The 15969-nt window shown below is 40.1% G+C and carries 13 protein-coding genes; 9 read left to right on the top strand and 4 right to left on the bottom strand.

Annotation, left to right across the window (positions count from 1 at the left end):
* The first annotated feature begins 30 nt into the window (after positions 1 to 30).
* Positions 31 to 1356: a glycerophosphodiester phosphodiesterase family protein gene (locus H5200_RS10765; protein WP_182761483.1), complete on the top strand. Its 1326-nt coding sequence runs from the start codon at positions 31 to 33 to the stop codon at positions 1354 to 1356.
* 69 nt (positions 1357 to 1425) lie between these two features.
* Positions 1426 to 2160, top strand: coding sequence for a dienelactone hydrolase family protein (locus H5200_RS10760; protein ID WP_182717049.1), 735 nt, complete (start codon positions 1426 to 1428; stop codon positions 2158 to 2160).
* Between the two features lie 8 nt (positions 2161 to 2168).
* On the opposite strand, the gene H5200_RS10755 is transcribed toward H5200_RS10760, so the two are convergent.
* Complete coding sequence (locus H5200_RS10755) at positions 2169 to 3092, bottom strand: LysR family transcriptional regulator (protein ID WP_182758533.1); 924 nt, start codon at positions 3090 to 3092, stop codon at positions 2169 to 2171.
* 144 nt (positions 3093 to 3236) lie between these two features.
* Between H5200_RS10755 and H5200_RS10750 the strand changes: the two genes are divergently transcribed.
* The 4 genes from H5200_RS10750 to yghU all read left to right on the top strand — a co-directional run bounded on the left by H5200_RS10750 (position 3237) and on the right by yghU (position 10057).
* Complete coding sequence (locus tag H5200_RS10750; RefSeq protein WP_149980845.1) at positions 3237 to 3920, top strand: type 1 glutamine amidotransferase domain-containing protein; 684 nt, start codon at positions 3237 to 3239, stop codon at positions 3918 to 3920.
* Between the two features lie 104 nt (positions 3921 to 4024).
* The gene (locus tag H5200_RS10745) at positions 4025 to 4621 is read left to right on the top strand and encodes a rhomboid family intramembrane serine protease (RefSeq protein WP_145237407.1); all 597 of its coding nucleotides are present in this window, start codon (positions 4025 to 4027) and stop codon (positions 4619 to 4621) included.
* Positions 4622 to 5411: 790 nt separating this feature from the next.
* A complete protein-coding gene (locus H5200_RS10740) occupies positions 5412 to 8705 on the top strand; it encodes a ligand-binding sensor domain-containing diguanylate cyclase (protein WP_259399201.1) in 3294 nt (1097 codons plus the stop codon).
* Between the two features lie 512 nt (positions 8706 to 9217).
* Positions 9218 to 10057 (top strand): glutathione-dependent disulfide-bond oxidoreductase, encoded by an 840-nt coding sequence (gene yghU, locus H5200_RS10735; RefSeq protein WP_149980847.1) that lies wholly within the window; start codon positions 9218 to 9220, stop codon positions 10055 to 10057.
* A 44-nt stretch (positions 10058 to 10101) separates the two neighbouring features.
* On the opposite strand, the gene H5200_RS10730 is transcribed toward yghU, so the two are convergent.
* On the bottom strand, positions 10102 to 10605 hold the full coding sequence (locus H5200_RS10730) for a DUF6622 family protein (protein ID WP_182761481.1): 504 nt from the start codon (positions 10603 to 10605) through the stop codon (positions 10102 to 10104).
* A gap of 361 nt (positions 10606 to 10966) precedes the next feature.
* Between H5200_RS10730 and H5200_RS10725 the strand changes: the two genes are divergently transcribed.
* A complete protein-coding gene (locus H5200_RS10725) occupies positions 10967 to 11566 on the top strand; it encodes an FMN-dependent NADH-azoreductase (protein WP_182717043.1) in 600 nt (199 codons plus the stop codon).
* Positions 11567 to 11785: 219 nt separating this feature from the next.
* The gene (locus H5200_RS10720; RefSeq protein ID WP_182717042.1) at positions 11786 to 12214 is read left to right on the top strand and encodes an OsmC family protein; all 429 of its coding nucleotides are present in this window, start codon (positions 11786 to 11788) and stop codon (positions 12212 to 12214) included.
* Between the two features lie 103 nt (positions 12215 to 12317).
* Here H5200_RS10720 and H5200_RS10715 read toward each other — a convergent pair whose 3' ends face one another.
* Complete coding sequence (locus tag H5200_RS10715) at positions 12318 to 12932, bottom strand: flavin reductase family protein (protein ID WP_182761489.1); 615 nt, start codon at positions 12930 to 12932, stop codon at positions 12318 to 12320.
* Positions 12933 to 13024: 92 nt separating this feature from the next.
* Here H5200_RS10715 and H5200_RS10710 point away from each other — a divergent pair, with 92 nt between their 5' ends.
* Complete coding sequence (locus H5200_RS10710; RefSeq protein ID WP_182761480.1) at positions 13025 to 14338, top strand: DASH family cryptochrome; 1314 nt, start codon at positions 13025 to 13027, stop codon at positions 14336 to 14338.
* An 81-nt stretch (positions 14339 to 14419) separates the two neighbouring features.
* Here H5200_RS10710 and fucP read toward each other — a convergent pair whose 3' ends face one another.
* The gene (gene fucP, locus H5200_RS10705) at positions 14420 to 15724 is read right to left on the bottom strand and encodes an L-fucose:H+ symporter permease (protein WP_182761479.1); all 1305 of its coding nucleotides are present in this window, start codon (positions 15722 to 15724) and stop codon (positions 14420 to 14422) included.
* Positions 15725 to 15969 lie beyond the last annotated feature (245 nt).

Here is a 15969-nt window from a genome sequence, read left to right as displayed (position 1 = left end):
AGCGTCCACTTTGATTTTTAAGGACAAATAATGAAGCTCACACCTTTACTGACTAGTTGTTTATTATTAATTACACTAGCTGGCTGCGATGACGATGTAGAAATAGTCGAAAAAGAAGTGGTTGTTACCAACACTGAGGTTGAAATTGTTAAAGTTCCTACCCCGGTTATTGTTGAAGTAGCGCAAGGTACGAATATTCAACTCGGTGCTCGCCCCGACTACTTAATTGACGATATGGCCACCAGCACACTAAAAACAAAATTAGAATCGTGCAAAGACGGCCCTTTTTATCGTACTGATTTTTCAATTGGTCACCGCGGTGCACCTATGCAATACCCTGAGCACACTAAAGAATCTTACATTGCAGCAGCTCGTATGGGCGCTGGCATTGTCGAGTGCGATGTGACGTTTACAAATGATAAAGAGCTGGTATGCCGCCATTCACAATGCGATTTACATACCACCACTAATATTTTAGCGATCCCAGAACTTGCCGCTAAATGCAGTGTGCCATTTACGCCAGCGGATCCTAACAGTGGCACACCCGCTGCGGCTAAATGTTGCACCAGCGATATTAGCCTGGCGGAATTTTTAACCCTTGAGGGTAAAATGGATGGCGCGAACACCAATGCCACCAATGTTAACGATTATATGAATGGAACACCGAGTTGGCGCACTGATTTATACGCCACCTCAGGTACACTCATGACCCATAAACAAAGTATTGCGCTATTTAAAGAGCTGGGTGTAAAAATGACCCCGGAGCTGAAATCGCCTCAAGTGAGCATGCCTTTTAATGGTATGACCCAAGCGCAATATGCACAAAAAATGCTGGATGAATACACGCAAATGGACGTACCCGCAAACCATGTTTATCCGCAATCATTTAACCTAGCCGACGTAGAATATTGGATTAACACTAATCCTGAATTTGCAGCGCAAAGTGTGTATTTGGATGGTCGCGACAGCAATGCAGGGTTTGATCCTAATAACGCAGCAACATGGCAGCCAAGCATGGCAGAGCTAGCTACTGATGGCGTTAAAATTATAGCGCCCCCTATTTGGATGCTGCTAACCATAGATAACGACAGTAATATTGTACCCTCACAGTACGCTATAGATGCTAAGGCCGCAGGGCTTAATATTATTGCATGGAGCCTTGAACGCTCTGGCCCTCTAAATGAAGGCGGCGGTTATTATTATCAATCTATTAGTGATGTTATAGATAACGATGGCGACATGTTAACTGTGGTTGATGTTTTAGCACAAGAAGTGGGGGTCATGGGGATATTTTCCGATTGGCCAGCAACCGTAAGTTACTATGCTAGCTGTAATAAAATGCCTGCAAGTATTTAAACTTTAAGGCGTGTTTATTTTATCGCGCTCAGTTACCATATATTTTATATTATTTAACTGAGTGCTTTTATGATCATCCAACACCACCATGCTGACTTGCCTACCCCAACAGGTTTAATGCGCACCACGGTTTACCGCCCCGAAATATCAGGGCAATTTCCCGCGATTATTTTTTATTCTGAAATATTTCAGCAAACCGCACCTATTGCTCGCAGCGCTGCACTTTTAGCAAGCCATGGTTTTGTAGTACTTGTGCCAGAAGTGTTTCATGAGCTAAACCCTATCGGGACAGTGCTTGCCTATGATGATGCGGGTAAAGATAAAGGCAATAACGATAAATGGGCAAAACCGCTTGAATCCCACGACAGCGATACCCAAGCGTTAATCGACTTTGTACAAACACAAGACTATTGCACCGGCTCTGTAGGTACTATGGGTGTCTGTATTGGCGGTCACTTAGCTTATAGAGCCGCATTAAACCCACACATAAAAGCCGCATTTTGCTTATATGCCACCGACATTCATAGCGATACACTCCCCGCACAAGCCGGTAATAACTCGTTTGAACGCATGGCTGATATACAAGGTGAGATTCACTTTATTTGGGGAAAGCAAGACCCCCATGTGCCACAACAAGGTCGCGACAAAATTTATCAACAAGCTGTTAGTACGGGTATTAATTACCAATGGCAAGAAGTTAACGCCCAACATGCCTTTATGCGTGATGAGGGTGAGCGATACGACGGCGCACTAGCAATCACCATGTACCAGCAAGCCGTTGCATTATTTAACCGTACTTTGTAAGCCATAAATTAGACATTTTTAAGCATACCCAATGCGGTATGCCTTTTTATAAAATAATCCTTTAAATAATCGATAAATAAGCGCAACTTCTTAGAATCGGCGCCGCCGGGTGGAAATACGCCGTAAAGTTCTATATCTTTACTTTTATAGTCATCGAGTATAATTTCCAATAGCCCAGCTTGAACTTTTGGCCATGCATCGTAAAGTGGAATACGCCCGATACCATGGCCTGCTTCAACAAAAGCAGTTCGCGCAGCAGCGTTATTAGTCCTTAAACCACCTTGCATAGTTAAGTTATGCTTTTTACCATCTTTTTGTAGCGTTAATGTTTTACTGCCGAGCTGATACACCACCCATTGATGTTCGCTTAATTGCGCTGGAGTTTTAGGTTTACCGTAATGGGCAAAATAATCTGGCGAGCCACAAATACAGGTACTCATCGTAGTGAGTTTAGTCGCTTGTAAATTGGAGTCACTAAGCGCCACACCGCGAATCGCAAAATCAAAGCCATTTTTAATAATATCAATCACTTCATCACTTAACTGTAAATCAATATCGATTTTGGGATACTGACGTTTAAAATCATTGATTGCAGGCACAACCAACTGCATACCGACATTCACCGGGCAGCTAATTTTAAGTAAGCCTTGTGGTTCGCTTTTTATATTTTCTATTTGCTGTTTAGCCGCATTAGCTTGCTCAGTAATAATTCTGCAGCGCTCATAATAAGCAATCCCCGCTTCGGTCAGTGCCATAGTTCGCGTTGAACGATTAAGCAGCGTCACTTCCAGTTGGGTTTCTAATTTTTTTAAGTGATAACTTGCCACTGCACGAGTAAACCCCAATTGTTTGGCGGCCGCCGTTAAACTGCCCTGCTCTACAATTTGTGCAAATACCACCATACTTTTGAGTTGCTCAAACGATACCTTCATAAGATCTCCTATACTGACTTACTTTATTGTATCAATTATTAAACCAATAAAGTTGAATTTATCATCGTTGTTTAAAGTAACCTTAATGCATATAGTAGTTAGTAAGATAAATTAAAAATTTAAATCATCAGAAGGAATATGGTTATGGCTAAAAAAATACTTATGGTTCTTACCTCTCATGCAGAGCTTGGCAATACCGGTCATAAAACGGGCTTTTGGGTCGAAGAATTTGCGGCTCCTTATTATGCATTTATTGATGCCGGTGCTGAGGTTACACTCGCATCAGTAAAAGGCGGGCAACCACCGATTGATCCAAATAGCGCCGCACCTGATGCCGCAACAGATGCTACAAAACGTTTTGATAACGACAGTGCAGCACAAACATTGATGGCCAATACAAAAGCGCTTGGTGATGTAAATGCCAGCGACTTTGACGCCGTATTTTACCCAGGCGGTCATGGCCCATTATGGGACTTAGTTGACAATACAGACTCAATTTCATTGATTGAAGACTTTATCAAAACAGAAAAACCGGTTGCAGCTGTTTGCCACGCAAGTGCCGTGTTTTTAAATGCTAAAAATTCAGATGGCAGTGCATTGGTTGCAGGTAAGAAAGTAACTGGCTTTAGCAACAGTGAAGAAGCCGCAGTGCAACTTACTGACATTGTTCCATTGTTGGTAGAAGATGAGCTGATCAAAAAAGGCGGTGATTACCAAAAAACGGATGATTGGGGTGTGCTCGCATTAGTCGATGGCTTATTGATCACCGGTCAAAATCCTGCCAGCTCTGAGCTTGCAGCGCAAAAACTGCTGACCCAATTAGGCTAATTCTTTAATATTGTAACTAAAGCCTTGCTTAACCCAGCAAGGCTTTTCAATTAAGCATCAGGATAGGTATACTCAGTCAAACATATTTAAAAATTAAGTGATGTATGGCAAACCCAAAAAGCTCTTTGAGCATTCCCCCTCTAGTCAGTAAACGCTTTACGCTTATTGGTATTATTTTATTGTGTGTTTTACTGCAAATTATTAATAGCTTACCAGGCGTTAACTTAAATGGATTAGGTATTTACCCTCGCAGTCTAAGTGGCTTAACGGGTATTTTTTTCGCGCCTTTTTTACATGGCGGCTGGGCACATTTACTTAGTAACTTAATCCCATTTGCAGTGCTTGGCTGGCTAGTCTGCCAATATAGCGTCAAACGGTTTTGGGCTGTATTTATCTTTACGGCTGTGGTTGGAGGATTACTGGTTTGGCTATTTGGTCGCGCTAATATTCACGTTGGCCTGAGCGGTGTACTTTATGGCTTGTGGGGCTTTTTAATTTGCTACGGCATTATGCATCGGTCATTTAAGGCCATTGCTATTAGTGTCGCGGTGGTATTTTTATATAGTGGTTTAATTTGGGGCGTTTTGCCACAGCGTCCCCATGTGTCATTTGAAAGCCACCTGTTTGGCGCACTCGCTGGTATTCTTATTGGCTATTATTTAGCAAAACAAGATAAGAAAAGCGCAAGTTACAAGCTTTAAAGTTAGCAAGGTTAAAGATAAAATATTAACCGTCATTATCTCGGATTAATTCAATTTGCGCTTTCTCAATTTCGGTTAGCGCTTTATATCCAAAAGGATAAGGCCAACCATAACCCCATCTAAATGTTGTTGGAGAATATGGACTACCGCCAACACGCACACCGCGAGCATGAGTTGTGCTATTTACGCCTCGCTTACTTCAGCTACACATTCACGAAGTCCATTATCAACAATATGCCTTTGCTCATACGTACCATCTTGGCAATAACTATAATCGTGGGCGGTACAGCAAAATAACCATAATTATTGCTGAGCAGGTAACAAACTTCGAGTAAATTAGGGGCGATCAATCGATATGGAACCAACTTTAGCTGCAGGTTTGTTTTATCCAGAGTCTGAAACCGCAATCTTGTATTAGTGATTTCAGCATTTTGCTAGCTATTAATCAGATATTGATACTGCTAAATTATTATACTTTGCCAATAATGTTGAGCCTTTTTAATGATTAAGCTACTTAAATTTACTTAATAACTAACTACACTCGGTTATAGAACCTATAATTAAAGCAATACCTTAACAAGAAACTATTTCTTCGTGTATAACTCTCAAAGTATGATTATGAATCGAAGCTGCTATTTTCCTAGCGTAAACGATGGCTCAACAGGTAAATAACTACAATCAAGAGTAGCTATTAGCTGATTATTACTCTTTTTAAGAATTATTTAGCCATAAAACATAGTAGATCGGAGTCCTATTTTTGACAAAGATAATTAAACACCTGAGCATAGTTTTGTTAGCACTCATATTTGCAATGTCATTTGCTTTTGCTAACGCGCCATCAGTTCATTTTGAACGTCTATCTATCAAAGATGGCTTACCTCAAAGCAGCGCGAAAGCGGTGTTACAAGATCGTAAAGGGTTTTTATGGGTTGGTACTGAAGAAGGTTTGGCCCGTTATGATGGTTATGAGTTTAAAGTTTTCAAAAATAGTTTAGATAATCTCCACTCACTCTCAAATAATTATGTAACTGTTCTTTTTGAAGATCAACAGAGCGATCTTTGGATCGGCACCAGAGGTGGTGGCCTAAATCGCTTTAGCTCTACAACTGAACAATTTACGCATTATCGCCATCAAGCAACAAATCTAAACAGTTTAAGTAATGATACCGTGCATGCTGTTACGCAAGATAAACAGGGAAATATTTGGGTGGGGACAGACGGTGGAGGCCTTAACCGTTTTAATCCTGTCACCGAACAATTTACTCATTATCGTCATCAGCAAGCAAACTCTGCAAGCTTAAGTGATGATGCTGTTAGTGTTATTACTGAAGATCAACAAGGAAACCTATGGGTAGGCACGTGGAGTGGCGGCTTAAATCGTTTTAATCCTATCACTGAACAATTTACTCATTACAAACACCAAGCAACAAACCCTAATAGTATAAGTAATAATGCTGTCAGTGCCATTCTTGAAGATAAACAAGGTAACCTATGGGTAGGAACAAAGGGTGGCGGCCTTAATTATTTTAATATCACTTACGATAAATTTACTCGCTATATCCATAATGCAACTGTGCCCAAGAGTCTGAGCCATAATGAAATAGCAGCCATTACCGCAGATCAAGAAGGTAACCTTTGGTTAGGAACTTTAGGTGGTGGACTCAATTATCTCAACTTAAAAACCCAAAAATTTACCCACTATCGCAATCAGACAACAAACCTAAATAGTTTAAGTAATGACAATATTCGAGCCATCACTTATGACCAACAGGGTAATCTTTGGATAGGAACCGATGGCGGCGGACTTAATCGCTTAAACTCACTTACTAAACAATTTGCTCACTACCATCATCAAGCTAATAAACCCAACAGTTTAAGTAATAATATAATACGCGCTATTACCGAAGACAGTCGAGGCATACTGTGGGTAGGAACTTGGGGAGGCGGTTTGAATCGCTTTGATTCCGTCACCGAGCAGTTCTCTCATTACCGTTATAATGAAGATGATCCCAACAGTTTGAGCGACGATAAAGTCTATGCCATCACTGAAGATCGCCAAAATAATCTTTGGATAGGCACTGATGGTAATGCCCTTAATCGTTTTAATCCAATGACAGGGGAATTTACTCACTATCGTCATGATCCTAGCAATGCTAACAGCCTAAGTGATAATGCGGTTAGTGCCATTACTGAAGACCAGCATGGCGATCTTTGGTTTGCCACGTGGAAAGGTCTTAATCGCTTTAATCCAATTACGGAGCAATTTACTCATTATCGCTATCAAGCAGATAACCCTAATAGTATAAGTAATGACAGTATTCGGGTGATCACTGAAGATCAACAAGGTGATCTTTTGCTAGGGACTTGGAAGGGCCTTAATGTTTTTAATCCAAACACCGAAAAATTTATTAATTACAAACATCAGCCAACAGATCCTAGCAGCTTAAGTAATGACACTGTCTACGCGATTACCGAAGATCGAAAGGGAAATATTTGGATAGGTACCGCCAGTGGCCTTAACTTATTCAACAAAACTACCGGTAAATTCACTCGTTTTCTGAAAAAAGATGGCCTACCTAATAACGTTATTTATAGGATTGAAGAAGACAATAAAGGCAGTCTTTGGCTGAGCACAAATCTTGGTTTATCTAACTTTGATTTTAATACAAAAACATTTAAAAATTACAATATGGATGATGGATTACAAAGTAACGAGTTTAATGCTGATGCATCATTTAAAAATAAACGCGGTGAATTATTTTTTGGCGGGATCAATGGTTTTAATCGTTTTTTCCCCGATAAAATAATCAGTGATACCCAACAACCAAAGGTTGTTATTACTGATATGTTACTATCTAACCAATCCGTACCTATCAGCAATGTAGTGCCATTAGATAAAAAATCAGACATAATTAAAAACACGCCTAATAGTAGCTATTCTTTAGAAAAACCAATTCACTCCACTTCTGCAATCACCTTAACTCATCAACAAAACCTTGTAACATTTGAATTTAGTACACTGCATTTTTCCAATCCCAAAAAGAATCAATATGCCTATAAAATGGAAGGTTTTAATGAAAAGTGGATCACAACTACTTATAAAAACCGCCGCGCAACATATACCAATTTACCAACCGGCAATTATATTTTACGCGTTAAAGCCAGCAATCCATATGGCATTTGGAACGAAAAAGGAGTAGCCCTTAAAGTCACTGTATTACCACCGCCATGGCTATCATGGTGGGCATACTCATTTTATTGCACGTTACTCCTGTTCATTATTTGGTTATTTGTGCGCGCACAACGCAAAAAAGTCATATTTATAAAGAAGCTAAATGAGCAATTAGAAATTAAAGTGGCTGAACGGACACTAGGTTTACAAAAAGCGAATGACGAATTAGCTAAAATTACTGTAACCGACGAACTCACAGGATTAAATAACAGACGATTCGTCGCTAATAATTTGCAAACAGACATTGACTTAGTGCTACGAAAATATCGCACTCATGATCAAAATAATGATATTGAAAATCATAGTGAATCAGACTTAATCTTTTTTATAATCGACCTAGATCACTTTAAACAAATAAATGATCTTTATGGTCATGCCGCAGGTGATAGCGTATTAATGCAAATTAAACCTATTTTAAAACACGTTTTTAGAAATACCGACTATCTTGTGAGGTGGGGAGGTGAAGAGTTTTTAGTAGTTGCCCGCTTTACCGACCGAAAAAATGCACCGCTACTTGCGGAAAGATTAAGAGCATCGTTTGAAATGCATAATTTTGTCATAGATGACGGAACTATTATCAAAAAAACATGCTCAATTGGCTATGCTAGTTTTCCTTTTTCAATAAATAATCCCGAAAGTTTAAATTGGGAACGAGTTGTAGATATTGCCGATCACTGTTTGTATGCAGCGAAAGAATCAACAAGAAATGCTTGGGTAGGACTAAGCGACATTGATTGTTACGATGATAATTTATTTGTAGCCATCACTGAAAAAACGCAGCAATTGATCAACCTCGAGCAAATAAAAGTAGAGTCTTCAATTCTTAAACCGGATAAAATAAAGTGGCATTAATACACTTTTGTTTACTCCATTAAATAGAGTTAAGTAGTTGCAGGTTTATCTTCTAATTATACAAAAAACACTTAAAAAATAGCCGCGATGTAAACCAATAAACACACGATATGCTTATTACGTGGCGTGGCAGTTTATATTATACCTTATGATCTCAGCGTCATTGTCACTAATACAACGGCGTGATCAGTGCTTTGGTGGTCATGCTCAATCAAGGGATGGTCGTAGTTGTACGAATGAGCTCTGCAGCTCTGCTTAGCTCATATTTAATAACATTACTCATTGATATGTGGTAACGCAATTGTCGTTCAAATTCATAGAAAGTATTCAGTGGCTCAAAGATTAAATGTCGTAATTTAAAGCTGAGTAACGGAGACAACATAAACATTGCATCATCTAAATGATCTTCATATTACTCATGAAAGTTATCTTTGCTTCCCTTGCTCTAAATGATCAACTAGGATGGGTTGTTCGTAACCTTAATTAAAGTAACCAACGTTTAAGGAGTTTTGATGAGTAACAGCGAAAACTATACCCCGCCTAAAGTATGGCAGTGGGACGCGGAAAGTGGCGGTGACTGGGCAAAAATAAATCGACCAATTGCAGGCGCTACGCACCAGCAAGATTTACCCGTTGGTGAGCACCCTCTTCAGCTTTACTCACTGGCAACCCCTAATGGCCAAAAAGTCACCATCATGCTTGAAGAACTGTTAGAGCTTGGTATCACTGAAGCCGAATATGATGCGTTTTTAATTAAAATCGGCGATGGCGATCAATTTGGCTCAGGCTTTGTGGGTGTTAACCCTAATTCAAAAATTCCAGCGCTGATGGATCACAGTACGACCCCTATAACGCGAGTGTTTGAGTCAGGTGCTATTTTACAATACTTAGCAGAGAAGTTTGATGCGCTAGTGCCAAGCGACCACACCAGTAAAACCGAATGCCGTAACTGGTTATTTTGGCAAATGGGATCAGCACCTTATTTAGGCGGTGGTTTTGGTCATTTCTATGCCTATGCACCACACAAAATGCAATATCCTATTGACCGATTTACGATGGAAGTTAAACGCCAGCTAGATGTATTAAACCGCCATTTAAGTGATCATGATTACATGGCTGGTAGTGACTATTCAATCGCAGATATTGCTATTTGGCCATGGTATGGCTCGCTGGTATTGGGATATTTATACGACGCCGCCGAGTTTTTAGATGTTGAATCATATACCCACGTGATGCGCTGGGCAAAACAGATTGAACGCCGCCCTGCAGTAAAGCGTGGTCGCAGAGTTAACCGGACTTGGGGCCCAGAAGATGAGCAACTCGCCGAGCGCCACAGTAAAAGCGACTTTTAACGAAAACCTAACAGCGCGATTAGTATGACTAACCGCGCTGTTACTTATGCTGGCTGTAAATCTATTTGGTTATCTCGCGCCTGCAGGATCTGTAAGCCGCGAGCTAAGAATATGCCACTTGAAATACCGTAAATCGCGCTGACAATAACCATAAATTCTGTACTTTGCGTAACTGCTAGTTGTATTGCCAACATCACTCCAACACAATATTTAGTAAAGAAAATGGCCATTATTAGTATAAATGGTACTTTGCTACCAGGTATATGAAACACATGCTGCTCACTTATGTAGCGCACTCCCTTTGGCAAACCGAATTGACGAGCGACTCCCCAACCAAGTACTAAACACACAAACCAAACTGCTAATGCAATTACACCAGAAAATGCGGAGTACACCCCAAAAACTGACAGGCCAGCCATTGCGACAGGTAACACACAAACACTGCGTAACGTGACCTCTCTTGCTCGGGTTTGTTTGACACCAAGCACAATCAGGCCGGCAAATAACGCGAACACCCACAGCGGTGTATGTTTAATTATATCAATCACTAAACTTCCTTTTTATTGTTGTTATTGCTTATTGTATTAGCGCCTTGAGCTTAATCTTATTTAAATAATTAATAAAGTTACAATTACATTTTTTTAACCTTTATATACGTAGCAAGCTTAATGGGCCATCTCGATGCTAACTTAGAGAATAGTAAAAGGCGACGACAAACAAATATCGCAGAGTGTAATCGCCATCATTTCAGTCGTAGCAAAACAACAGCGCAATTTGATAACCAAAAACCACTCAGCAGCAAACTAAAACATTCTCTTAAATCGAATGGTTAAGCCATTAAATTGCATTGTTAATTTGTAATATAAAAGGATATGCTCTTATTAGTAATTTACAATTAAAGGAACGGCTATGAAGAACGTATTATTAATCAACTCATCACTCAACGGTGAAAACGGTAATTCACATCAGCTTAGTGAACAGTTCATTGCTGAGCTTACACAAAAAACTGACATTGCAGTGACTCGTCGTGATGTTGCCGAAAACCCATTACCACACCTAACTCAAGCTGAAATGGGCGCATGGATGACAGAGCCTTCAGAGCGTAGCGATGAGCAAAACAAACTGGCTGCTATTTCTGATGAGTTGGTCACTGAGCTGCAAAATAATAAACTCATCGTGATGGGCATCCCTATGTATAACTTTGGTATTCCATCTACATTAAAAGCGTGGATCGATCGTGTTGCTCGCGCTGGCATTACGTTTAAATACACTGAAACAGGCCCAGTTGGGTTAGTTGAAAATACTAAAGTAGTTATTCTTGCTGCTCGTGGCGGTATGTACTTAGGTACTGATATGGACACGCAAACTAAGTATCTAAAAGACTTTTTTGCATTTTTAGGCATCAAAGATGTGGACTTTATTTATGCTGAAGGCCTAAATATGCCAGGTGGTGATGACAGCAAAAACGCCGCTAGTAAAGAAATTTCAGATTACGTATCGGCACTTTAATTTTTTGATAAACAAGCGGTCAGTAAGGACCGCTTTTTAGTTAGCCATGCTGATTTCATTTATTACACATTCTTATCGTCAGTGGATCCGTGTAACTCAACATTCAATACTTTTGTAAACTTGGTGCTTATGTTGCAACACTCTCTATAAACCGCCCATTTCGCTATGCAAAGGTGAAATCTTTTCACAGTTAGCGAAATTATTACAAAGGAGATGAGTATGACGATTAAGAAATCTGCACAATCACATTGGTCTGGCGATATTAAATCTGGTAAAGGTCAAATTAGCACCGAAAGCGGCGCTTTAAATAATCAGCCCTATGGTTTTAATACGCGCTTTGAAGATAAAGCGGGCACTAACCCAGAAGAACTAATAGCTGCGGCGCACAGTGCTTGCTTTAGTATGGCGCTATCACTTGCGTTAACTGAAGCAAATTACGTTGCTGATGATATCACCACCAGTGCAGTGGTTAGTTTAGATGAAGTGGAGGATGGCTTTGAGGTTAGTCATATAGCCTTAAGTGTAGAGGCAAAAATTGCCGGTATTGCTGAATCAGAATTTAAAAAACTGTGCGAGCAAACCAAACAAGGCTGTCCTATCTCAAAATTAATGAATGCTGAGATATCTCTCACTATGGCACTCAACTAAGCTAAAAAATTAACCGTATATAAGCCAAGTAATTATTACTTGGCTTTTTACTGCACGTTTTTTACTATACGTAAAAGGTATAAACATAAAATAACGTAAAATTTCAGTTAATCTCTGGCCTAGCCAAGCTAAATAAATCATGCGTTGTCGTAAAGTAATCTCCGCCCATTTTACCAACGGTATTTAAAGCTCTTGGGTCAATATAGCCGTTAACAAGTACACTTTCATCAATATAAATACCAACTACATTTAATAACATCATTTGCCCGCCACCTGCTTGTTCAGAAATAGTGACCACGTCACGTAAGCTACATTCATAACGAACCTTAGCTGCTGCCGCCCCCAATGGAGTTACTGATTGACTTGCACATGATGCGATCCCCACAGCCGTAAATTCACTAGTTTGCGAAGAAAAATTACCGCAGCTTTGATTCATTTGCTCCACCAGATTATGACTGACCACATTGATAACGCACTCTTTTGTGGCCAGTAAATTGTTTAAGGTATCCTTGTTTTGATTCTCAGCTGGATTTACCTGAGTCACACTCAACACCGGTGGATTAACACTGGCCACGGTAAAAAATGAATACGGAGCAATATTCGCCACGCCGTCAGCGCTTAACGTACTTACCCACGCGATAGGCCTTGGCGTGATCCCACCAACCAATTTACTGTACGCCCCTTTTTGCTCGTCAGGATCGGTTAAATCAAAATACATCATCACCTCATTAAATTTAAACTCATTAAACTAAACGCCTTGTCACTTTGTTACGTATTAAAAACAAAGTAAATAAAAAACGCTTTAAAACTATGACACACTCTTTGTACTGGTTTACCAACGATTTACGACTAAGTGATAACGCACTAATCACATTGGCTGCAAAGCAAGATACCGCACTTAGCTTGGTATATTGTGTTGACCCTCAGTGGTTTAAAAACAACCGCCATGATTGCCAATCAATGGGACAACATCGCTGGCAGTTTTTAGCGCAATCTTTACAACAGTTAAACAATACTCTGAAAGACTATGGGCAACATTTAGTGATCTACCATCAAGCTGCTCATGAGATGATTGAACATTATTATCACCATCACAACGTGCGTACTCTATATTGCAGTGAACAAATTGGTTACAATGAGCAGCAAACGCTACTCAATGTAGCGAAAAATCATGGTGATCTTGTTATTAAACAAGCCAATACATTTACCTTATATGACAACCAGCAACTTCCTTTTGCTGTTAATGAATTGCCAACAACATTTAGTCAATTCAGAAAGCTAATAGAGCAAACAGCGCCCGTTATAAATTCGCTTTTAGAGCCTCCAACGCACATAGCCAGACCTTTGCTTGCTGCAATGCCTTGGCCAACTACATTGCCTAATGTCAGTAAAGAACGAGCGTTATTCGCAGGTGGTGAACAAAGTGCTACTAAGCACCTCGTTAATTACTTTTCAAGTGCGAGTCCGTCTACCTACAAAGAAACTCGCAACGCCTTAGCGGGCATTGCAAACTCAAGCAAATTCTCTCCTTGGCTTGCTAATGGCTGCATTAGTGCCCGGCAAATAGTTAATGCTTTGCGTAATTATGAGCGCATACACGGCGCAAACGACTCAACATACTGGATTTATTTTGAATTACTATGGCGCGAATACTTTCAACTGTACAGCCAGTGTTATGGCAATAAGTTATTTTCTTTTGCTGGAATTACCAAGCGTAAGCCACTAACCAGTTTTTACCCACAGCGATTTAAACAATGGTGTACAGGCACAACACCGTATCCCATTGTCAATGCATGTATGAAACAGCTGAATCAAACCGGCTATATGTCAAACCGTGGCCGGCAATTAGTCGCCAGCTGCTTGGTAAACGAGCTCAAGCTAGATTGGCGCTTTGGCGCTGCTTATTTTGAGCAACAACTGATTGATTACGACGTGGCATCTAATTGGGGAAATTGGCAATACCTTGCAGGTGTTGGCGCGGATCCTCGCTCGGGTAGGCATTTCAATTTAATAAAGCAAACCCAAACCTACGATGCTAATAATGAATTTATTAATTACTGGCAAGGTGATGAGGTACACGCCATAGACTCGTTAGATGCCGCAGATTGGCCGTTAAGCAGTTAATAATGCTTAAAGAATAGCGGTGGTGAGAACAAAAGTGGTGGCACACAAAACCGAGCCATTAAGGCTCGGTTTTGTACCATTTTAGCAAGGTGCAACATTATTAAATGTTCTAATTTTTGTTTTTAAATCAAACGCCGCATAGCCAGCCACAATAATAAAGCAGCCTGCTGGCACAATATAAGAAAAAGCGACACTATAGGTATCGATAAACACCGCCTGCAACACAGGAACTATCGCTCCACCTAAAATAGCCATTACCAAACCGGCAGCACCTAACTTTGCATCATCGCCTAAGCCGTGTAGTGAAATCGCGTATATAGTAGGAAACATTAACGACAAACAAGCCGATATACTCACTAACGCCCATACACCGCTTATATTTGGCATTTGCACCATATATAAACACAACAACGTTGCAACAATAGACGTTGCCATTAAAAGTTTAGCTGGGCGAATAAATCCCATAAGCCAAGTCATTACGAACCGAGAAGCTAAAAAGGTGAGCATACTGTATTGTAAAAACACTCCGCCAGTCACTTCATTTGTATCAAGTGCTTCCATAACGTATTGAATGGTAAAGGTCCATACACAAGTTTGTGCCGCAACATTAAAAAACTGAGCAATAACGCCAAAGCGGTAATGGGTGTTTTTAAATAAACGTTTAAAGGTTGCACGAAAATCGACATGCTTAGACACTTTTTTTTGCTTACAAAAGTTAGCTGTTTTAGTAAACGCAATTGCTAACCAAATAAGCACCAGCACGCAGGCCATACCAACATATGGCACCATAACCGCATCAAGCTCAGCGCTTATAACGCTAGTTAATTGCTCGCTACTCATCTTAGCGCGCTCGTCTGACGTTGCGATATTAAGGCTTGGTAAAATAAGGGTTGCAGCTAAAAACACACCAATATTAGTACCAACAGGGTTAAACGATTGCGCTAAGTTTAATCTGCGAGTGGCACTTTGTTGACTGCCCATCCCCATCACATAGGGGTTTGCTGACGTTTCTAAAATAGATAGACCACCGGCTAACACAAACAAAGCCGCTAAAAAAAAGCCATAAGTCATTGCTTGGCTGGCTGGGTAAAACATAAATGCTCCCATTGCAGCCATACCCAAACCGGTTAACACACCCGTTTTATAGGAAAAGCGTTTATTGATATACGCAGCCGGAATAGCTAAGCAAAAATAAGCACCATAGTAACTAAACTGTACCAGTGCAGATTGCACTGACGACATTGTAAAAATTTTACTAAACACTTTTACTAGCGGATCAGTCATATTTGCCGCCGCCCCCCATGCTGCAAAGCATAGAACGAGCAAAATAAAGGGAACCACCATCTCCTTGGAGACAAGAGGTGTTTTTTGTGTGTGTGTGGTCATTGCCGTGTCTCAGTTGTTAACTTTGAGTAAAGCATTTAAACAGGTAAATACCACCTCGTCAATAAATCAACTATAGTTACTTATTATTTATCAGCTAATTCAATTGTACTCTATCGAAAATTTAATAATAAAAATGAGCCTAGTAATAAAGCCAACACAGTCGCCAATTACACACGCTCAGTGTACAATTAGTTAAGTTATTCAAGACAATAACAGATTAGACAGGAATCATTATCAAAGCTAAA

This window comes from Pseudoalteromonas sp. SG43-7 (assembly GCF_014164295.1).
GTDB classification, from domain to species: Bacteria; Pseudomonadota; Gammaproteobacteria; order Enterobacterales; family Alteromonadaceae; genus Pseudoalteromonas; species Pseudoalteromonas rhizosphaerae.
The sequence above is the reverse complement of the archived record's forward strand: the minus strand, read 5'-3'. Positions and strand labels throughout refer to the sequence as shown.